At 70.5% G+C, this 19,847-nt stretch carries 12 protein-coding genes and 2 CRISPR repeat arrays; of the genes, 1 reads left to right on the forward strand and 11 read right to left on the reverse strand.

Annotated features, from left to right (window positions below; all coding sequences use genetic code 11):
- Window positions 1-19: 19 nt before the first annotated feature.
- The gene (locus CP970_RS05685) at window positions 20-484 is read right to left on the reverse strand and encodes a hypothetical protein (protein ID WP_107098893.1); all 465 of its coding nucleotides are present in this window, start codon (window positions 482-484) and stop codon (window positions 20-22) included.
- A gap of 92 nt (window positions 485-576) precedes the next feature.
- Between CP970_RS05685 and CP970_RS05690 the strand changes: the two genes are divergently transcribed.
- On the forward strand, window positions 577-1,287 hold the full coding sequence (locus tag CP970_RS05690; protein WP_079043377.1) for an MBL fold metallo-hydrolase: 711 nt from the start codon (window positions 577-579) through the stop codon (window positions 1,285-1,287).
- A 620-nt stretch (window positions 1,288-1,907) separates the two neighbouring features.
- A CRISPR array of direct repeats spans window positions 1,908-5,597; the repeat unit is 29 nt; unit sequence CGGTTCACCTCCGCTCGCGCGGAGAGCAC.
- An 18-nt stretch (window positions 5,598-5,615) separates the two neighbouring features.
- Here CP970_RS05690 and cas2e read toward each other — a convergent pair.
- From cas2e to CP970_RS05740, 10 genes are all read right to left on the reverse strand, one after another.
- The gene (gene cas2e, locus CP970_RS05695) at window positions 5,616-5,927 is read right to left on the reverse strand and encodes a type I-E CRISPR-associated endoribonuclease Cas2e (protein WP_055545868.1); all 312 of its coding nucleotides are present in this window, start codon (window positions 5,925-5,927) and stop codon (window positions 5,616-5,618) included.
- A 25-nt stretch (window positions 5,928-5,952) separates the two neighbouring features.
- Window positions 5,953-6,948 (reverse strand): type I-E CRISPR-associated endonuclease Cas1e, encoded by a 996-nt coding sequence (gene cas1e / locus CP970_RS05700; protein ID WP_055545866.1) that lies wholly within the window; start codon window positions 6,946-6,948, stop codon window positions 5,953-5,955.
- The gene (gene cas6e / locus CP970_RS05705) at window positions 6,948-7,619 is read right to left on the reverse strand and encodes a type I-E CRISPR-associated protein Cas6/Cse3/CasE (protein ID WP_055545864.1); all 672 of its coding nucleotides are present in this window, start codon (window positions 7,617-7,619) and stop codon (window positions 6,948-6,950) included. Before cas6e ends, cas1e begins: the two co-directional genes overlap by 1 nt.
- The gene (gene cas5e, locus CP970_RS05710; RefSeq protein ID WP_055545862.1) at window positions 7,616-8,458 is read right to left on the reverse strand and encodes a type I-E CRISPR-associated protein Cas5/CasD; all 843 of its coding nucleotides are present in this window, start codon (window positions 8,456-8,458) and stop codon (window positions 7,616-7,618) included. The genes cas6e and cas5e overlap by 4 nt, the downstream gene beginning before the upstream one ends.
- Complete coding sequence (gene cas7e, locus CP970_RS05715) at window positions 8,455-9,636, reverse strand: type I-E CRISPR-associated protein Cas7/Cse4/CasC (RefSeq protein ID WP_055545860.1); 1,182 nt, start codon at window positions 9,634-9,636, stop codon at window positions 8,455-8,457. Before cas7e ends, cas5e begins: the two co-directional genes overlap by 4 nt.
- Window positions 9,637-9,708: 72 nt before the next feature.
- Entirely contained in the window at window positions 9,709-10,455 is a 747-nt protein-coding gene (gene casB / locus CP970_RS05720; protein ID WP_055545858.1) for a type I-E CRISPR-associated protein Cse2/CasB, read from the reverse strand.
- A complete protein-coding gene (gene casA, locus CP970_RS05725; RefSeq protein ID WP_079043376.1) occupies window positions 10,452-12,086 on the reverse strand; it encodes a type I-E CRISPR-associated protein Cse1/CasA in 1,635 nt (544 codons plus the stop codon). The genes casB and casA overlap by 4 nt, the downstream gene beginning before the upstream one ends.
- A gap of 143 nt (window positions 12,087-12,229) precedes the next feature.
- Window positions 12,230-15,379: a CRISPR-associated helicase Cas3' gene (gene cas3, locus CP970_RS05730; RefSeq protein ID WP_398654647.1), complete on the reverse strand. Its 3,150-nt coding sequence runs from the start codon at window positions 15,377-15,379 to the stop codon at window positions 12,230-12,232.
- Window positions 15,380-15,478: 99 nt separating this feature from the next.
- A CRISPR array of direct repeats spans window positions 15,479-17,764; the repeat unit is 29 nt; unit sequence GTGCTCTCCGCGCGAGCGGAGGTGGGTCG.
- Between the two features lie 179 nt (window positions 17,765-17,943).
- A complete protein-coding gene (locus CP970_RS05735; RefSeq protein ID WP_224058250.1) occupies window positions 17,944-18,579 on the reverse strand; it encodes a hypothetical protein in 636 nt (211 codons plus the stop codon).
- A complete protein-coding gene (locus tag CP970_RS05740) occupies window positions 18,576-19,844 on the reverse strand; it encodes an MAB_1171c family putative transporter (RefSeq protein ID WP_055545856.1) in 1,269 nt (422 codons plus the stop codon). The genes CP970_RS05735 and CP970_RS05740 overlap by 4 nt, the downstream gene beginning before the upstream one ends.
- Between the last annotated feature and the right edge of the window lie 3 nt (window positions 19,845-19,847).

The following is a 19,847-nucleotide window of genomic DNA, read 5'->3' on the forward strand; positions in this document are numbered from 1 at the left end:
AAACCCACCCCGCGGAGAGCTATCGCCCGTCGTACCCCGCCGTAGGCATGGAAAGCCGCCGATGCACATGCGCCTTCATCTCCGAGTCGTACGCGGGCTCCGCGAGCCCCGCCGTCTCCACCCGCACCCCCCGCCGCGCACACTCCGCGGTGAACTCGTCGGCAGAGCGCAGCGCCCGTTCCAGGACGCGTCGGCTCGGTACGACGAAGAGGTCCACGAGTCCCGCCTCGACGTCCCCCCACAGCACGACGTGGTCGGCGCGCAGTCCTCGTACGACGAGTTCGCGCGTGACCACGTAGCCCCGTTCGGCGGCCCACCGCGCGCACATCGCGTGCTGGCTGCGGGAGTCGACGAGGAAGGGGTCGGCCTCGAGCTCCTCCAGGGGCGTCAGGCTGGCGATCGCCGCGACCCGCACCACGGCGACGCCGGTGCCGGAACCGGTTCCGGCGCCCGTGCCGATGCCGATGCCCGCGGCGTCTTCCATGGTGTCCCCCTCACCTCTGCTCACCTCTGCGTCAGCCACGGACACTACTCCTGGCCGTAGGCTCGGAGACAGTCGCACGAAGGAGGAACCGGGTGCCCGTCGAGGTCACATGGTGGGGCCACGCCACCTGCACGGTCGAGGACTCGGGCGTCCGCGTACTGACCGACCCCCTGTTCGCGCGCCGCCTGGCACATCTGCGGCGCCGCAGGGGCGCACCGCCACCGCCGGGCGCCGCCGTCGCCGACGTCGTGCTCCTTTCGCATCTGCACGCCGATCATCTGCACGTACCGTCGCTCGCCCGGCTCACGCCCGGCACGCGTGCGCTGGTCCCGCGCGGGACCGCGCGCTCGGTGCCAGGACTGGCCCGCAGACTGCCCCAGCTGCGCTTCACCGAGGTCGTGCCGGGCGACGAGGTCCGGATCGGCGACCTCGTCGTACGCGTGGTCTCCGCGCTGCACGACGGACGGCGGCTGCCGGTGGGACCGCACCTCTCCCCCGCCCTTGGTTTCGTGGTGAGCGGTGAGGCCCGCACCTACTTCGCGGGCGACACCGGCCTCTTCGACGGCATGGCGGCGGAGGTCGGCGAGGTGGACGTGGCGCTGCTGCCGGTCGGCGGCTGGGGCCCCTACCTCGGCCACGGCCATCTGAACCCCTCCCGCGCCGCCGAAGCACTCGCCCGGCTCGCGCCGCGCAGCGCGGTCCCGGTGCACTACGGCACGGAGAATCACCAGAGAGCTGTCACCTGCGCGAACATGCAGGATGGCCACGCCCGAGGCTACTTTGACGGCCGCGTAACCATCTGACGTTCACCCGTGTCTACGTAGCCGCGGCTTAACCTTCCGGCGCAGCACCCACGAGCGTCTGATCCCGTCAGACTCCCAGCGAACCTCGGCGAGGGCTGCTACGCCGTGCAGATCTGGCCGACGGCAGCGACCCCACCAGTCCGACCCGAGGGCGTCCAACGTGTGGACAACGGCTGTGACTTGCTTCACGTGGGCATATGCGTCGGTGACACATGAAGGCATTTCCGGGTGCGTCGTCGCCCGAATTCAGAGCCCCAGGCTGAGCCGGGTCGGAATATCTCCACGGACAGGCTGCCGCTTGATGCCAGAATCACGCCGCTCGGGCACCGCCGGATTCATTCCGACCTGGAACCTGATCGACGCCAGCAGCTCCCTCCTGGAGCCCGCCCGACGGCGGGCAGATCGTCCCACCCCGCGACCTTGCAGTCCGCCTCGAATTGCAGGGACCACTTTCCGCAAACAGCGCTCGGACAGAAATGCCGGTCTACCGGCTGGACCACTCTCCCTGGAGAAAATCTCACCGAAGGATCGATCGAACCGGCACCGACGCCCAGGTGGTTTGCCCGCCTCGTCACCGCGGTACAGCACGCCGTCCGCGTGCTGTGCGGTCATGGAACCTCCGGTTCACCTCCGCTCGCGCGGAGAGCACGCACAGCGGTGCGCCAAGTCCATCCTCGGCCGCGGTTCACCTCCGCTCACGCGGAGAGCACCCGTCGATCTGCCGGATGACGGACGCGTACTTCGGTTCACCTCCGCTCGCGCGGAGAGCACGCGGCGCGCAGCAGCACGTGGTGGGCGTGGACCGGTTCACCTCCTCTCGCGCGGAGAGCACCACACCGGGCGTCTGCTGCCGCCGGACAAGATCGGTTCACCTCCGCTCGCGCGGAGAGCACGCGGCGCGCAGCAGCACGTGGTGGGCGTGGACCGGTTCACCTCCGCTCGCGCGGAGAGCACTGTGCCGTTCACCTCGTGCTCGTCCTGCGCGGCGGTTCACCTCCGCTCGCGCGGAGAGCACCTTGCTCATGCCTGCGTCGCCCCCGTCCGGGACGGTTCACCTCCGCTCGCGCGGAGAGCACCCCAACTTCTGCATCGCCCGGTACTGGAGCGTCGGTTCACCTCCGCTCACGCGGAGAGCACCTGACTCATGCTGATGATCTCGGTAACGCCGTCGGTTCACCTCCGCTCGCGCGGAGAGCACGGCTGCGCTGGGACGAGGTCCCCTCCCTGCCCCGGTTCACCTCCGCTCGCGCGGAGAGCACTGTACGGTCCCCATACAACGGTCGGGGGTTCGCGGTTCACCTCCGCTCGCGCGGAGAGCACCTCAGCGGCATGAGCATCGGCGAGTACCTCGCCGGTTCACCTCCGCTCGCGCGGAGAGCACTGCTTGGGCGTCAGCTTCCGGCCCTCGTCGTTCGGTTCACCTCCGCTCGCGCGGAGAGCACCGTAAAGCCCGGGTCAGGAGCGTGTGATGCTGCGGTTCACCTCCGCTCGCGCGGAGAGCACGCCCTGGCCGCACTCCTCTGGCTGATCAGCGACGGTTCACCTCCGCTCGCGCGGAGAGCACGCTTCCATGGTCGGCGACACGCTCGGCCTGATCGGTTCACCTCCGCTCGCGCGGAGAGCACGAGTACTGATCCGCCTGATCTACCAGGTCGCGCGGTTCACCTCCGCTCGCGCGGAGAGCACGCCCGCCCTGCGGGAGACCCGCACCTTTGGGACGGTTCACCTCCGCTCGCGCGGAGAGCACAACCCCCCTGCCCTACGGGGGGGGTTGGGGCTCCGGTTCACCTCCGCTCGCGCGGAGAGCACAACGTGTTCATGCAGGCCCTGCTGGAGAACGGCGGTTCACCTCCGCTCGCGCGGAGAGCACGCCACCAGGTTCACGCACGCCCACACCGCCAGCGGTTCACCTCCGCTCGCGCGGAGAGCACAGCAACCCGCGTCGTGCCAGGCCCCTGAGGGCCGGTTCACCTCCGCTCGCGCGGAGAGCACTTCCTCGACGAGTTCAGCACCAACGCACCGGACGGTTCACCTCCGCTCGCGCGGAGAGCACGCCGCCATGCACTACGGCGTCCCGTACCGAGCCGGTTCACCTCCGCTCGCGCGGAGAGCACTAGGGCTAGACGTGAGGGCTAACTAGGGCTAGCGGTTCACCTCCGCTCGCGCGGAGAGCACCGTAAGGGCCGCCACGGGCGGTCTGGGAGACGCGGTTCACCTCCGCTCGCGCGGAGAGCACTGCCGCACCCGCCCGAAGCTGATGTCCATCTCCGGTTCACCTCCGCTCGCGCGGAGAGCACCGGGCGGGAAGAAGCGCGGGCTCCTGGACCGCCGGTTCACCTCCGCTCGCGCGGAGAGCACTAGGGCTAGACGTGAGGGCTAACTAGGGCTAGCGGTTCACCTCCGCTCGCGCGGAGAGCACCGTAAGGGCCGCCACGGGCGGTCTGGGAGACGCGGTTCACCTCCGCTCGCGCGGAGAGCACTGCCGCACCCGCCCGAAGCTGATGTCCATCTCCGGTTCACCTCCGCTCGCGCGGAGAGCACCGGGCGGGAAGAAGCGCGGGCTCCTGGACCGCCGGTTCACCTCCGCTCGCGCGGAGAGCACTAGGGCTAGACGTGAGGGCTAACTAGGGCTAGCGGTTCACCTCCGCTCGCGCGGAGAGCACCGTAAGGGCCGCCACGGGCGGTCTGGGAGACGCGGTTCACCTCCGCTCGCGCGGAGAGCACTGCCGCACCCGCCCGAAGCTGATGTCCATCTCCGGTTCACCTCCGCTCGCGCGGAGAGCACCGGGCGGGAAGAAGCGCGGGCTCCTGGACCGCCGGTTCACCTCCGCTCGCGCGGAGAGCACTCGATCACCCCGGGGTCCAATGTAGGGACGGACGGTTCACCTCCGCTCGCGCGGAGAGCACCCTTTCTGGCGAATCTGGGGTGTCGGGGGCGCCGGTTCACCTCCGCTCGCGCGGAGAGCACGGCCTCGGGTACGTCGACCCCGGCGGCCGCGACGGTTCACCTCCGCTCGCGCGGAGAGCACGGCCTCGGGTACGTCGACCCCGGCGGCCGCGACGGTTCACCTCCGCTCGCGCGGAGAGCACGGACGGGGACGCAGGCCGGAGCCGTACCAGCGCGGTTCACCTCCGCTCGCGCGGAGAGCACGACCGGGCACGCGCCCCGCTGGCTCTGGGACCGGGTTCACCTCCGCTCGCGCGGAGAGCACCCGACGGAGGTCGTGGAGGAGGGCGGACGGCTCGGTTCACCTCCGCTCGCGCGGAGAGCACGGGTCGGGGAGTTAGCCCGCACCGCCGAGCGCCGGTTCACCTCCGCTCGCGCGGAGAGCACCCGGCGAACTGGCCGGAGCGGTGGGAAGAGAGCGGTTCACCTCCGCTCGCGCGGAGAGCACACGGCGATGGGGCGGGCGCCCACCCCGATGCCCGGTTCACCTCCGCTCGCGCGGAGAGCACGGCACGGAATACCACTGCGTGCCCGTCGACGACGGTTCACCTCCGCTCGCGCGGAGAGCACTGCGCACAGCTGGCCAACGCGGCGGCCTCGGCCGGTTCACCTCCGCTCGCGCGGAGAGCACCGATACGGGTCGGGGGGTTCATGGCGGGGTTCCGGTTCACCTCCGCTCGCGCGGAGAGCACCCGTTGTCCCGGTCCCACCGCCAGGGGTTGAACGGTTCACCTCCGCTCGCGCGGAGAGCACGCCCAGTCCGGCCACGCCGAGAACAGCCCAGCCGGTTCACCTCCGCTCGCGCGGAGAGCACGTGCTGCACCATGACGCGGAGCCCGGCGAGTTCGGTTCACCTCCGCTCGCGCGGAGAGCACTCCCGCAGGCTTTGAGCGCTTTGCCGACGAAACGGTTCACCTCCGCTCGCGCGGAGAGCACGCATCGTGAGCCGGTGGCCCATACACCGACCGCGGTTCACCTCCGCTCGCGCGGAGAGCACCTCCACGGCCGCTGACTCCAGCGAGGTCAGCCCGGTTCACCTCCGCTCGCGCGGAGAGCACCCAGACCAGCCATCTGTGCCAGTCCTCGACGCCGGTTCACCTCCGCTCGCGCGGAGAGCACGGCGAGTACCGCGATGCGGTCGCGGCTGACCGCGGTTCACCTCCGCTCGCGCGGAGAGCACTTGGCCTAGGAAACCGGGGGCGCGAGTAGGGGCGGTTCACCTCCGCTCGCGCGGAGAGCACTCCACGGACGCGAAGCGCAGAGCGACGACGTACGGTTCACCTCCGCTCGCGCGGAGAGCACCACACCTGGCAGTACGCCCGGGGCCTGAGCCACGGTTCACCTCCGCTCGCGCGGAGAGCACCCTTCCCGACCTGGACCGTTAGACGAGGTTTGCATCTTCTTTACTCTCTCGGCGGAAGGCGATCAAGGTCAGCCCGTCGAAGTCCGCCGGGCGGCGGCGCTGCGTCCCCGCGGTGCGGAGTTCGAAGCCCTGTTCGTTGTCGCTCGGGTAGGCCAGGACAGCCGTGCCGTCGTCTGCGCACGCCGTCACGGAGGCCCAGAGTTCCTCGCGTACGCGGGCCGAGACCGTACCGATGTACAGCTCGGGGGTGACTTCCAGAAGCCAGCGGGAGAGGGCTCCGCGAAGGTGGTCGGGGACGGCTGTGGCGGAGAGCACGATCATGGATGCCATGGGCTGTGTCCCTCCGGCCGGGCGGTCATGGGCCCTCTCCGTGGTTGATGCCGCCGGGGATCGCTCCTGCGATGGGGTCCCAGAGGTCGACGAGTTGCTCTTCGGGGTCTGGGATATCCAGTTGGGCTTCGGGGTCCAGGAGTATCTGCACGTCAGTGACGATGCGGGGCAGCAGTTTGAACAGGCGCAGGCCGTCTCGGAAGGAACGACGTGCTTCGGCTTCGGGGTTGGTCGAGGCGTGCAGGGAGAAGGCCAGGGGGATGGTCAGGTCTGCCTTGTAGAGGTCGGCGATGTCGTAGACGAAGGCCTGCTGGTTGCCGTTGTGGACAAAGCCGAGGGCCGGGGAGCAGCCGAGGGCCAGGATGGCGGCGTGGACGATGCCGTAGAGGCAGGTGTTCGCGGAGGACAGGGCAAGGTTGACCGGGTCCTGGGTGTCCCAGGAGTCGGGGTCGTAGGCGCGGCGGAAGCGGCCGATCTTGTATTGCTGGGCGAGCAGCCGGTAGTGGGCTTTGACGCGTTGGCCTTCCAGGCCGCGGAGTTGGGCCAGGGTGCTGCCCGCTGGCGCTGTGCCGGTTCCGAAGCGTTTCTCATACATCGCGCCGGCGACGGCAAGGCGTCTGGTGTCGTCGGCCCAGGCGCGGGTCTGGCGTTCGAGCCAGGTGGTGGTGAGGGAGTCGGGCAGGGTGGCGGCGTAGCAGCGGACGCCGCCGGAGCCGGTGACCAGGACGGTGGTGCCGTGCCGGGCGAAGGTGGCCAGGGCGCGGGCGGTGATGGATGTGCCGGGGCCGAGGAGGACGCAACTGAGGGCAGCGGTGGGCAGGTAGACGGTTTCGGTGCCGTGGCGTTCGCTGGTTACTTCCGCGCAGACGCCGGTGTCGTCCTGGTGGATGCGGACGATGTCGAGGTAGAGGAAGGACAGGGAGTCGGCGATGCGGGGCAGCATGGCGACGGTGGGCGCGGCGAGTTTCCGTCGGGCATTGGCGCGCGGCGGGCCGGTGGGGTGGGTGGTTGGGTCGGTCATCACAGGGCCTTGGCGGGGGCGATGCTGAGGAGGCCGCAGCCGTATGCCTTGCCGCGGCCGATGCCTTCGGTGATCTTCTGGCGGAGGAGGTCGGGGTCGTTGATGATCGCGGAGCCGTCGAAGCGGGTGCGGGCGTGGCGGACGCGTTGTTCCTTGCCCGGGGTGTGCGGGCCGCGTGTCCCTTGGGCTGGGTCCAGGGGCTGGGCGTGGTGGGTGAGGGATTTGAGTCCGGCGGTGTCGGCCTGGCGCAGCCACCATTCGTCGGCGGCGGCGCCGCTGAGCGGGACGACGGCGGGCAGGTTGTAGACCTCGCGGGTGGTGGCTCCGGGTTTGCGGACGGGGCTGGCTACGCAGCGGTAGCGCACCGTCAGGCCGGGTTCCAGGGCGTCCAGGAGGGGGTCCAGGGGTCGGCTGAGGGAGGTGCCGTAGCCGTCGGGCAGGCGGGTGAGGTCGGGTTCGTGGGTGCTCTGCAGGAGGACGTGCGGTCCGGTGGTGGTGTCCTCGATGCGGAACAGGACGCCGAATTGGGCGCGCGGGTCGGGCCCGGCGTCCTGGGGGAACAGGGCCATCAGGCGGCGGTGCAGGCCGACGGCTGTCGCGGTGCCGGTGAGGTCGCGGCGGGCGTCGCGTGAGCGCAGGTCGGGGACGATGCGGGTCAGCCAGATGCTCAACGGTGGCTCCCTTCCGGCTGGTTCAGGTGCTGGCGCAGGTAGGCGCCCAGTGCCTGGACGTGCTCGGTGCCCAGTCCGGCGTACTGCTCTGTGGGGAGGCGCAGGCTGCGCCGGTACAGGGGCCGGGCACGGTAGGAGCGGCGGCGTGGGTCGAAGGAGAGCGGCTGGTCGTTGACCTCGCCGGAAGGGTGTGTGCCGTCCGCGCCGACCGGGGTGGCCGTCCCGTACGGAAGACGGTTCAGGGGGCGGTCCGCGAGGAATTCGGTGTCCTGCTGCCCGCGGCCGGGATGGGCGGCGAGCGGCAGGTGCACCAGGTGGTGCAGGGCGTCTTCGGAGGCGCCCAGCAGGAGGGGGCCTTCGGGCGGGCACGAGCGGCGGCCGAGGAAAAGGGGCCAGCACGGGGTGTTCAGGGCCTGGGCCGCCTGATCGAGCAGGGGCCTGTCGTCGGGGGTGCTGGTGAGGGCGATGGTGAAGGCCGCGTCGGCGAGGTAGGTGCGGTGAGTGAGCAGGGTGCCGGTGGTCCCGGGGCGCTTCTTGCCCTCGGCGGTGGTGACGGTGGCTTTGGCGGGCAGGCCGCCGCCGACGGTGTGCAGGTCACGCAGGAGGATGCCGGGCCGGTCGGTGCGCACGGTCAGCGAGAGCCGGGCGAGGTCGTCGACCGGTTCACCGCGGCGTCGCCCCAGCGCGGCGGCGAGCATCCCGATGATGCCGGAACGGGTCGGGAAGCGGGCGGTGTCGCGTTCGTTGAAGTGACTGCGTTCGCCCCAGGACTGCAGAGGCCCGCTCAGTCGCAGCAGCAGTCCGGGCTCGGGGGCAGGCCGGGCAGGTGTGTGGGTCACGCCGCCGCCCCGTCGTGGGCCGGGTGCAGGGCGGCGTCCAGGGCGGCGGTGATGAGGTCGTCGAAGGACTCATGGCGGGTGCCCAGGCCGGTCAGGTCCTTGGTCTCCAGGCTGGCCCAGCCGGAGGTCACGATGCGTCCGGTGCCGAGCAGGGTGTTCGCGGCCTGCGCGTACGTGGCGAGTTCGGCGCGGGACACCTCTCCGAAGCCGCCCGGAGCGCCCGCGCGGACGGGCTTTTCGAACGCGGCCGCATAGGACAGCGGGCGGTCGGAGCGCACCGAGATGTGGACGAGGTCGGGGATGGTGTGCGGGGCGGTGGAGTTCTTCTTCGCCTGCGGCAGCGACTCGATGTAGGAGGCCAGGAACGCTGCGATTAGTTCGCGTGCGGCCCGCACCTCGCCGCCGATGTTCGTGGCGAGATCACGCAGGTCGACGGTGGCGTACCGGTAGAAGGTGCCCGCGCTGAACTCGGTGTGCCCCATGTGGCCGCTGCCGGTGGAGTCCTTCCAGGCGGCGGTGATGTCGTCGACGGCGCTGAAGTAGTCCAGTTCGACGTCCGTCTCGTGGGTGGTCATGGCGTGGGCGACCTGGACGGCGCCGTCGACACCCGCGTCGTCGACCTCGGCGAGCATCCGGCCGAAGAGGTTGATGACGCCGTTGCGCGAGCGCAGCACGGCCTCGACCGCGTCCTTGGGCAGCACGCTCTTGTCGGCGGGCTTCTTGATGTCCTTGGCGCTCTCCAGCTCCTGGCGGTGCTGCTCGGCGAGATCGGCCAGTTCGGCGACCGCCGCCTCCGGCACGTACACCATCGCGTTGGTCAGCACCGTGTTGGGCAGGAACTGCTTGTTGTCGGCCGGGTCCTTGGCCAGCTCGAACTTGATGCTGCTGGCGGCCGCCGCGTGGCCCCCGGCGCGCTGCGCGAGCGCCGGGGGCCAGCCGCGCCCTTCCAGTTCCTGGGTGACGCGCTCGCCGATGCGCCGGGTGCGCAGGGCCGCCTGGCCGATCCGCTCCTGAAAGACCTCGCGGGTGGCGCGCTTCCAGGACTGGCTGCTGACGCGGGTACGCAGGGTGTTGCCGTACTGCACGGTCTTCACGGAGTTCGTGTCGTCCCTGTTGAGGTTGGCGAACGGGACGGACTGCACGATGTGGACGTCGATGAACCGGGCGGGAGCGGGCATGGGCTTCTCCTGTGAATGCGGGCGGCGAGGATGCGGATATCAGAGGGCGGTGCGAAGTCGCGTGCCCGTCAGTTACGCGCCGGGGGCGGCCGCTTCGGCTGCTTCGGCTTCTTGTCGGTCGGCCAGGTCGGCGTGCTCGCGCAGGGCCCGGCTGCTCAGGCGGTAGTAGTCCTGCAGCCAGCGCCGTGCGATCCGCCCGGAGTACTCGGGCCAGGCGATCAGGTCGTCCAGCAGCTGTGCCCAGTCGAGCGGAACGCCCAGGGAGCGCAAGTAGCGGACGGAGGCGGGAAGGTGACGGTGCAGGCCGGTGATGCTCTGCCGTGTCAGCAGGTTGAGGCGGGACTCGGCTGTGGACTCCCGCATCTTCCGGTCCCGGCCGGGGCCTTGGGTGACGGCGAGGGCGAAAGCGGTGCCCAGACTGGTTCCGTACCGTGCGGAGGCGGTCGTGGCCGTGCCCGGCGCAGCGGAGCGCCCGGGTTCGGGGCCCGCGGCGGGCTCGGTCCCGGTGTCGGGCTCGGTGTCGGCTCCCGTCTCGGCGGGGTCTTCAGGCCCGGCGGGGCTCTGGCGGGGTTGCGCCGCGATCATCGCGGCCACCGCGTAGTAGGCCCGCTGTTCGGCCTCGCCGACCCGGTCCCCGGGCAGCCGGGGGGCGATGAAGCGGTGCATGCGCCGTACGTCGTCCATGCCGCGGCCCAGCCCGCTGCGCAGCGCCGTGCGCGCCCCGGCGTCCTGGCACAGCTTCTCGACGTGCGCTGTGAACCCCTGCCGGTGCCTACGTCGGGCCGCGGCCTTGTCTTCGGTGATGCTCTGCGCTGTCATCCGTGATCTGCCTTCGCGTCGTTGCCGTGAGCTGGGACGGGACGCGGCGCGCTCCCTGCGTGCTCTTGCTTCTTCTTGCGGGGGCCGCCGTACAACTCGATCCGCGCATCGGATGCCGCTCTGGCGCCGCGTTGAGTACGGGTGACGGAGTCGGTCACGCTGTCGTACGCCGCCATGGCCAGGCGCAGGAACGCCGTGCGGGCCGCGGCCGCGTCGAAACCGGCGCCGAGGTCTGCGCCGGTGCGATCCAGCTGAGCGAAGCGGTGCCAGAACTCGGCCTCGGCACCCGGCCAGTAGCGGGCCCCGGCCTGGGCCGCCCAGGTTCCGGCGTCCGCTTTGGCATCGTCGACGTACTGGGCCCAGGCCCGTTTCACCGCCCGGTCCAGGCGACGTCCATACGTCTCACCGAGCTGCCGCAGAGTCGCCACCGGCAGTGCCGTCCGTGCCGTCTCCCGCTCGACGAACTCCACTACCGGCGGGGTGCTGGCATCGACGAACTGGGTGTCCTTGGCCTGGCCCTCCTGCTCGAATCCGAGCGCGCGGACCCGCAGGTAGTCCGAGACCTCGCAGGCGTACTCGAAGACCCTCGGCCGCCGGGGCTGCGCGGCCCCTGCGGACTCCTTGAGCAGCAGGGCGTCCAGGTCCCGCCACAGGGCGCGGCCGGAGTCGGCCGGGCGCGGATAGCGGTTGCCCTGCTGACTGACCTGCCAGATCAGGAAGCTGTCGTCGCGCGGGATGCGGCCGTCGCGATACGCCCAGGTGATGAAGGCATCCCGGACCCACTGCCCGTCCGGCTCCTGCGGAACGAGCAGCAGCGCGTGCTGCGAACAGGCCGTGAGCCGCGCGCACGGTCCGGCCGGGGCAACAGGGACGGCATCCGGGTCCGGCAGGTCATGCCACTCCCAAGGACATTGATCCTGCGCGGACTTCACCGTCGACTTGGGCGGAACCAGACCCGCCAGCAGCGTCTCGAAGAGCGTCTCGCCCTCCGGATGGTAGGAGAGCGCGGTGCGCAGCGGGCCCGCCTTCGCGCTGGCGCTCTTCGCACCGTTCACCTCACGGGACGAACAGCGTCCGGAAGGGCCGTAGTAGTGCCACACCAGGAGGTTCAGCACGGCCTCCGAGGCGGTCGGCAGACCGGGCGCAGCGTCGCTGGTGTGTTCGAACCAGGAGTGATTGTTACCGGAAGGGCGCGTGACGATCAGCTTGTTCACCCCGGCCGTGTTGTCCGGGTCGCACTCGTGAGCCAAGCGCGCATCCTGCATCCAGGGGCGGCCGCCATCGGGGTCGTAGAGGAAGAAGCGGTGGCGGTAGGTGGCAAGGTAGTCGCTGATGCCCTGCGGCGGCAGTTCACCCGCATCCCGCACATCGGCGCGACGCACGCCCCAGTCACCGGGGCCTGCCTCGTCCAGGCCGGTCACCCGGGCGGTGAGCGCGTACAGGATCCGCAACAGCGCGGAGTGCGCGGGCGGTTCGGCGATGGCGAGCCCCGCTATCTCCGGGCTGCGGGCCAGCAGCTCGCGGAGTCCGATTCGGTCAGGCCGACCAGCAACCGCGGAGGATAACTCGGTCGGGGTCCATCGGACCGGGATCCACGGTTCGTCGAGGAGATTGAACGTACTGGTGGTCATGGGCCTCCTATCAGCGGGCCACAATGGGGGCGGGCTCTCCGCGCGAGCGGAGGTGAGTCACTGGCTGCCAACGGCCGAGTGCGTCCGCCCCCCACTGCCCGCGCAAGCGGGCGGGCACCGCCCCAGCAGCGCCTGCGGAGGAGTCAGGGCCACTGCTGGGGCGGCACATTGAAGCTAGCGGAAGCTGGCTGCCAACGGCCAGGCTCCCGTTGCGGTGAACTGACGTGCGGTACGTCCTCCAAGCCGATGTCCGAGATCCGGATGGACCGGTTGCCGTGGCGGCCAGTCCACGTCGTGCCCTCGGCGTCGTCGGGACGCACCGTCAGCAAGACGAGATCGCGGAGGGGCACCTGTTCGCTCCATCCCCGAGGGGCGGGGTGCCCCTCGGCTCCGCGCAGCCAGCTGCCCGGCACCGGGGCAACATGCGCCATGATCTGCACCAGCTCCTGCCGGGAGGGGCCCCGCTTGCCCCCTTGGGGCAGCGGCAGCGCTCCGGCGTCGTCCAGCGTCAAGGCACCGTCCTGCTGCTCATACAGACACAGGACACGGCCGCTGTCCGCGCCCAGGCGGGTCGTCAGGAGTTCCTCGGTGACCCCTGCCTCCTGGCGGCTGAGCTTATGGAGATCACCGGCCACATCGGCCGGAGCGCAGATGCCGACCATGCCGGCGAGGTGCTCCTCGGCTATCTCTCCGGCGGCGCGCTCGGAGTCCATGCGGCGCAGCTCCAGTCGTGCGGCGGCATCCAGGCCGTCGACGAAGTCCTCGGCGTACACCGCGTCGACCAAGCTCTGGACACCATCGGGGATGGCGATGCCGGTGCGTGTCTGCTCGGCGAGTAGGAGAGCGGTGCGCCGGAGCAGACCGGCGTCGTACACCGCCCCCCAGGTTCGGGGCACTGCGGTCTTGCCGTCACCGTCGACCGGCTCCAACACGACCAGGAGCGGCCGGTCCTCGAGGTGGGCCCACGGTGGGCGCCCCGCCTTCCCGCGTGCATGGCGGCGTCCGCGTCCGGCACGCTGGAGGAGCTGGGCCACGGGTGCGAGATCACTGACGACCACGTCAAAGTCGAAATCGAGGGACTGCTCAACGACCTGGGTGGCTACCAGGATTGATGCCGGGCGGGGCGGGGCTGCCTCAAGGTCGCCGCGCAGCTTGCCGTAGGCCTCCTCGCAGTCGGCGGTGATGCGCTGCCGGGCAAAGGCCGGATACCGGGAGTGCAGCAGCCGCAACCCACCCTCTCTCAGGGCCAGTTCCGGGAAGGCTGTGCACAGATCGCGGAAGGTCTGCTGGGCCTCGGCGACGGTGGTGCAGCACACCAGCGCCGTACCGCCCTCCTCGGCCACCGGGCGGAGCACCTCTCGCAGGGCTGCGCGGCGACCCTCTGTCCGGGGTGTAGCGGCGGGCCCTTCCATCGCATCCCACGCCACCGGCCGCAGGTCGATGTCGAGGGTGCGGGCACGCTGGCTGGTGACGGTGCGGGGCCTGGATATCTTGCCGGTCCTGGAGTCGGTGAAGAGCCAGCCCGGATAGGCGGGTTCGACCGCTGAAGGCTCCAGGAACCCGGCGCCCCGCCGGTAGGCGTCGACCAGGGAGGCGGCCGTGCGGCCGGTCAGCGTCGCCGAGAGCAGAACCACGGGCGCGCGAAAGGCGCCGAGCCACTCCAGCAGGCGCGAGAGGAGCTGGTGCATCCACGGGCCGTAGGCGTGCGCCTCATCGACGACGAAGACCTTGTCGGACAGGCCGAACAGCCGCAGTGCGTTGTACCGCAGGGGCAGAACCGCAGCGAGCGTCTGGTCGATCGTGCCCACACCGAGCGGTGCGAGCAGCCCCCTCTTGGAGCCGCGCAGCCATGTCCCCGCTTCGGTCGCCGTGGCCGGGTCGGCGCTGACGGCTCCGTCCGAGACTTCGGGGGCTTGCTCGTCCTGGGCATAGGCGGGGCTGAGCCAGGCCATGGAGTGCAACAGCGTCAGAGCACGCTCCCCCTCCAGGGCTTCGGCGGCAAAGTCCCTGACCCGCGGGAACATCGCATCGGCCGTGGCCATCGTGGGCAGGGCGAAGTACAGGCCGCGCGCGTTGGCGGCCCGCCCCAGAACCGAGGCCGCGTACAGCGCCGCCTCCGTCTTGCCGTCCCCGGTCGGCGCGGTGACCAGCAACAGTCCCGGCCCCCTCTCCCCCACGAGCCGCGGAAGGCGTTCAGCAAGGTCACCTTGCAGGGCGTTGGGTGAGAACGGGAACATCTCCTCGAACCGCTCGGCGTCAAACCGGGCCCGCCCCAGACGCGCCTTCGCCACCAGCCCGACCGCCGCCGCCTGCGTGCGGCTCCAATGCGCATCCAGCTCCTCTGGCCTGCCCTGCCAGCCCACCGGCGGCATCAGCGGCACGATCGCGCCCCGTTGGCTGGCCAGCCAGTCCGCGACGACTACCAACCCGGTGACGCTCACGGCCAGTTCGGCAGGCAGCCCCTGCGTCGGCACCGCGTCGGCTCCAGTAACGCGCCGCAACTCCGCGAAGTGCGCCCGCCGCTGTGCGGCCCAGCCCTCCTCCCCAAGGCCGGGCCGATACTCACTCGCCCGAGACAGCTCCTTGGACAGGAGGACCGCGCCGAAACTCCCGTGGTGCCCGCCGAGCAGCTGAGCGACCTGATGACTCACCGCCCGCCGCATCAACCGGCCGTCCGCCGGATACCCGGCCTCGCCCAGCAGTTGGGTCAGGGACCAGTGCGTCGCCATCTCATGACGGAACGCCCGCTCCTTCTCCGCCCCCGGAGCGAACCGGTACGCGGCATCCGCCCGCAGCCCGGCGAAACTCTCTGGCACCTGCGCCTGGAACGGCGGAGTGATCTTCCCCAAGTCGTGCAGTCCCGCCCAAAACGACAGCACGGACCGTGCCTGCTCCACCCGCAGTCCGAGAGCCTCGGACACACGCTCGTGCACCTCGGCACCGAGCAGGACATCCCACAGGACCCCGAAAACAGCGGCAGTGTCCAGCAGATGACACACGACCGGATAGGGATGCGGGAGCTCCCGCTCCTTGCCCCAGAACCGGGCATCGAGCGGAACGCATCCGGGCGTTGCCTCTCCGTGATTCGTCATGAGGCAAGGAATAGCAGTCGCCACTGACAATGCGCTCCACTTACCGAAACATGCCAACACGGCGGTGAGGTAGTCGAGTTGGGATAGGACACGGGCCAGCGAATCACCTGTGAGGCGGCTCGACGGACAGCCGGAGTCTGCGGCGAAGCACAGCAGCACGAGATCCAGCGAACTGGCGCCGGACGCGTAGAGTCTCTCCACGTGACCCAGATACTCCTCCCCGTTCACCAGCAGCGGCGTCTGCTCAACCCAGATGACAAAGAAGCGGCAAAGGGTCTCTAGAGTCCCAGGTCGGGAAGGGTGCTCTCCGCGCGAGCGGAGGTGGGTCGGCGAAGGGGCTGCTCCTGACGCTGCTCTCCTAGTGCTCTCCGCGCGAGCGGAGGTGGGTCGGGGCCACCGTCGTACCTGCCGGGGTCGGCGACGTGCTCTCCGCGCGAGCGGAGGTGGGTCACTTGGACAGGCACAGCACCTGGCCTGGGTGGAGTGCTCTCCGCGCGAGCGGAGGTGGGTCGGCGGTGACACGGGCCAGAGCACGCACGAACACGTGCTCTCCGCGCGAGCGGAGGTGGGTCGCCACCTCACCCGGGTGCGCCCCACCAGATCGCGTGCTCTCCGCGCGAGCGGAGGTGGGTCGGCAGTCATGGATGCCGGATACGAAGAGGTCAAGTGCTCTCCGCGCGAGCGGAGGTGGGTCGTGCTCGCCGGGCGGGTGTCCGGCGCCGCACTGGTGCTCTCCGCGCGAGCGGAGGTGGGTCGGCCGCCAACCGGTTCGACCTCGCCGACCCCGAGTGCTCTCCGCGCGAGCGGAGGTGGGTCGGCCGCCGGATACCTCGCCAAGACCGTGCCCGAGTGCTCTCCGCGCGAGCGGAGGTGGGTCGGCACAGGGCTGATCGACTCCTCGTACGTACGGGTGCTCTCCGCGCGAGCGGAGGTGGGTCTGCCTCGCGGCCGCCCAGGCCATCCCTGGCGGAGTGCTCTCCGCGCGAGCGGAGGTGGGTCGGCAGATCGTCATCGGTGTGCGGTCAGCTGGATGTGCTCTCCGCGCGAGCGGAGGTGGGTCGTAGCGCACCACCACGGCCCACCGGGGGTACACGTGCTCTCCGCGCGAGCGGAGGTGGGTCGGTGGTCTCGATCTGGGGGCGGCCGTCCTCGTCGTGCTCTCCGCGCGAGCGGAGGTGGGTCGCAACTCGTGGTTCAGCGCCGCCTTGATGCGCTGTGCTCTCCGCGCGAGCGGAGGTGGGTCGATGCTCCACGCCCGAAGTACCGAAACGCACGGGTGCTCTCCGCGCGAGCGGAGGTGGGTCGTTCACCGCCGAGGAGTTCGCCGACCGGCTGGAGTGCTCTCCGCGCGAGCGGAGGTGGGTCGGCCACCGCCCCGGTTCGGGTGGTGGCCTCTCAGTGCTCTCCGCGCGAGCGGAGGTGGGTCGTCGTCCAGGTCCACGACGACGACCAGCACGTCGTGCTCTCCGCGCGAGCGGAGGTGGGTCGGCTGCTCGCCGCCGCTTCCCCCGACCGTCAGGGTGCTCTCCGCGCGAGCGGAGGTGGGTCGCCGCCCGCCGTCGCCACGGCGTACATGACGGCGTGCTCTCCGCGCGAGCGGAGGTGGGTCGCGCAGGACCGTGTTCTGCGGGAGGAGTTCGCCGTGCTCTCCGCGCGAGCGGAGGTGGGTCGTGGCCTTCGCCAGCGGGCCCAGCTTCTTCAGAGTGCTCTCCGCGCGAGCGGAGGTGGGTCGCCGGGCGTGGAGATAGCGCCCCCGGCCACGTTGTGCTCTCCGCGCGAGCGGAGGTGGGTCGTACGGGCGCGTCCGGGCGGGCTGGTGCTCCTCGTGCTCTCCGCGCGAGCGGAGGTGGGTCGCACCTTGGCCCGGATCGTCGACCAGTTGGAGGGTGCTCTCCGCGCGAGCGGAGGTGGGTCGGTCATCGTGTTCCGTGTCTGATCCTGTGACACGTGCTCTCCGCGCGAGCGGAGGTGGGTCGCCGTGTAGGACATGCGCCGCCCAGTCTTGGGGGTGCTCTCCGCGCGAGCGGAGGTGGGTCGCAAGGTTGATTCGGCACTGCTCAAGGCGATGCGTGCTCTCCGCGCGAGCGGAGGTGGGTCGGTGGAGGAGGGCCGGGGGATGAGGGAGCGGCTGTGCTCTCGGCGCGAGCGGAGGTGGGTCGACGCGTGCCGCTTCGCCGCCGACCTTGCCCGTGTGCTCTCCGCGCGAGCGGAGGTGGGTCGCGGCGCGCACGACGCCGAGTTGCAGGCGTACAGTGCTCTCCGCGCGAGCGGAGGTGGGTCGCTCTACGAGCTGAGCCCGACCAGCTACGGCGCGTGCTCTCCGCGCGAGCGGAGGTGGGTCGGGGCCGACGGTTCACCCCGCGAGGGGTGACGGGTGCTCTCCGCGCGAGCGGAGGTGGGTCGTACCGGGGTCCGGCGGCGCACGGTCGTGCCGCGTGCTCTCCGCGCGAGCGGAGGTGAGTCGTTCCTTCTGGGGCTCGCCGTTGCTGGCGCGGCGTGCTCTCCGCGCGGGCGGAGGTGAGTCGCGCGCTGGCCGTGCATGAGGATGCCCGTGCGGGTGCTCTCCGGGCGAGCGGAGGTGAGTCGTCGAGGATGCTGTCCAGTGCGTCGGTGGCGTCGTACTCTCCGCGCGAACGGAGGCAAGCCGGGGTGAGCCATCGCTCTGACCACCTACAACGCCGCATGAAGAAGCTCCACAAGCCGCATCTCGCACAGCCCCTGCTGACCTGCTTCGTGCACAACGCGAACTCCCGCAGCCACTTACGTCACGAACTCAGCACACTGAATGCGCCCCCCGCCACGATGGCACCAACGCCCCCTCCAGCGACGGTCTGAGCCAGCGTATGAGCGCTCAGGAACACGCGGGACCATGCGATCACCCCCACCAGCGGCACGGCCAGCCAGACCATGGGCCCGTACGCACACGCGAGGATCGCGAGCGAACCGGCCGCGACACTGGTGTGCACCGAGATCTTCCAGAACGCGGTGATCGGCAGAAGCACAGCGAGTGTGGTGAGCATCGCGACGACCAGGGCGAGCATCTGGCGTGGGGCACCGAGCCAGAGCATGGTGCCGATGCCGATGCTGACGGACGCCATGATGACGGGGATCAGGAGAAGGCGTCGTTGGCGGTTGCCGACGTGCCGGTCGCTCCACTTCCCGGACTTGATCCCGTACTTGATGTAGGCGACGGGTATCACCGCGGCGAAGACGATCGCCTCGACGCCCCAGGCGAGACCCATCAGTGGGCGGTCCTGGGCAAGGCCGGTCAAGAGGCTGACGGCGATGATGACGTTCTTCGGGTCGAGTCCGTCGGTGATGCGCCGCGCTACCCGTGCCCGCCTGCTGCTGATGGCGGTGGGGGTGACAGCCAAGTCAGGCGCATCGTGCAGGGTGGTCACGCTGTTCCTACCATTTCGTTCTCGTTCGCCAGCGCCTTCTCGACGGAGTCCAGGCGCGTGGAGGTGTAGACGGCTGCGACACGGGTCAGCCAGCGGGCATTGGCCTCTTGGTCGTCGCGCAGCGCCAACAGCGGCTCGACGGTCGCGGGAAAGGCCTGGGGTTCGCCGTCTACCGCGCGGCGGCGGGCGATGCGCAGGCACACGGCCTCGGCGGCGGCTTCCGCGTCGTCGCCGGTGAAGCCTTCGACGCGTGCTGCGGCCAGCGCGCGAGCGGGCAGGTCCTCGTCGATCCACGGGAGCAGTTCGTAGGCGGCGTCCCAGATCTCGACGACGCGTTGGTCGAGCCGGTCGTAGGTGTCGCGCACGCTCCACCAGTCGCGGAATGAGGAAGTGCCCTGGTCCAGGTGCTTGCGGACAGTGTCCGGGGAGAGGACGCACACGAGGTCGATCCACAGCGGGCGCAGGTCGATGAGGGCGCGGCGGTTGCGCAGGCCGCGGGCGACGAGGTCGATGGCGCGGACGCTGGAGCCCGCGATGACGGGGAGGATCGTCGAGACCTGGAGGAGGTTTCCTCCCATGTCGAACTGGTCCTCGGTCAACGGGAAATCGGAACCGACGAGACCGTAGCCGAGGTAGGTGAGCCGGTAGATGGGGTAGCTGACGCCGAGCCCGCAACCGATGGCCATGAGCTGCATGCAGCGGCGGAAAGCGCCCGCCGGGCTACGGTTGGCGGCCGCCGTGCACAAGGCGGCGGACAGCGCCAGCGCGACGCCGATGAGCATGAGGTAGACGAAGAGGTAGGCGGTGCCACACCCGTCGCCGAACTGGCCGTTGATGAAGTCCGTGTCCCCGTTGGGGGCCAGCCGAGCGGGAGCGGCGCCGGGGAAAGTCGCGACGGCCGCGGTGACGGCGACAGCGCCGAGGACAAGTCGCGGCTTGAACGCAGCGAGGCGGCGCCAGCGCGGTTCGGGACTGCGTGGTGGTACGGCGGAGTCGACCCAGCCCACCAGGAGAAGACACGCCACCACGAGGGAGAGGTGCTTCGGCAACACGGCGGAGTCGCGTATCCCGGTGAGTGAGGCCAGGGCGTGTTCGAGCGGCGATAGTCGCAGCGTGGTGCCGATGGCGAGGGCTACGAACGTCCAGAACAGTGCGTCCTTACCCGCGTTGGGTTCGGTGCGCTTGCGCCGGGCGTTGGCGCGGACGACGACGACCGCCCACAGCGGGATGATCGTCAGGAGAGCTATGTGGTCATCGGAGGTCAAAAC

Source organism: Streptomyces kanamyceticus (assembly GCF_008704495.1).
Lineage (GTDB): Bacteria > Actinomycetota > Actinomycetes > Streptomycetales > Streptomycetaceae > Streptomyces > Streptomyces kanamyceticus.

What these genes read in the sequence shown, in the direction of transcription:
- CP970_RS05685 (WP_107098893.1), bottom strand. Translation starts at nt 484, where the DNA reads ATGGAAGACGCCGCGGGCATCGGCATCGGCACGGGCGCCGGAACCGGT.
- casB (WP_055545858.1), bottom strand. Translation starts at nt 10,455, where the DNA reads ATGACAGCGCAGAGCATCACCGAAGACAAGGCCGCGGCCCGACGTAGG.
- cas7e (WP_055545860.1), bottom strand. Translation starts at nt 9,636, where the DNA reads ATGCCCGCTCCCGCCCGGTTCATCGACGTCCACATCGTGCAGTCCGTC.
- casA (WP_079043376.1), bottom strand. Translation starts at nt 12,086, where the DNA reads ATGACCACCAGTACGTTCAATCTCCTCGACGAACCGTGGATCCCGGTC.
- cas2e (WP_055545868.1), bottom strand. Translation starts at nt 5,927, where the DNA reads ATGGCATCCATGATCGTGCTCTCCGCCACAGCCGTCCCCGACCACCTT.
- cas1e (WP_055545866.1), bottom strand. Translation starts at nt 6,948, where the DNA reads ATGACCGACCCAACCACCCACCCCACCGGCCCGCCGCGCGCCAATGCC.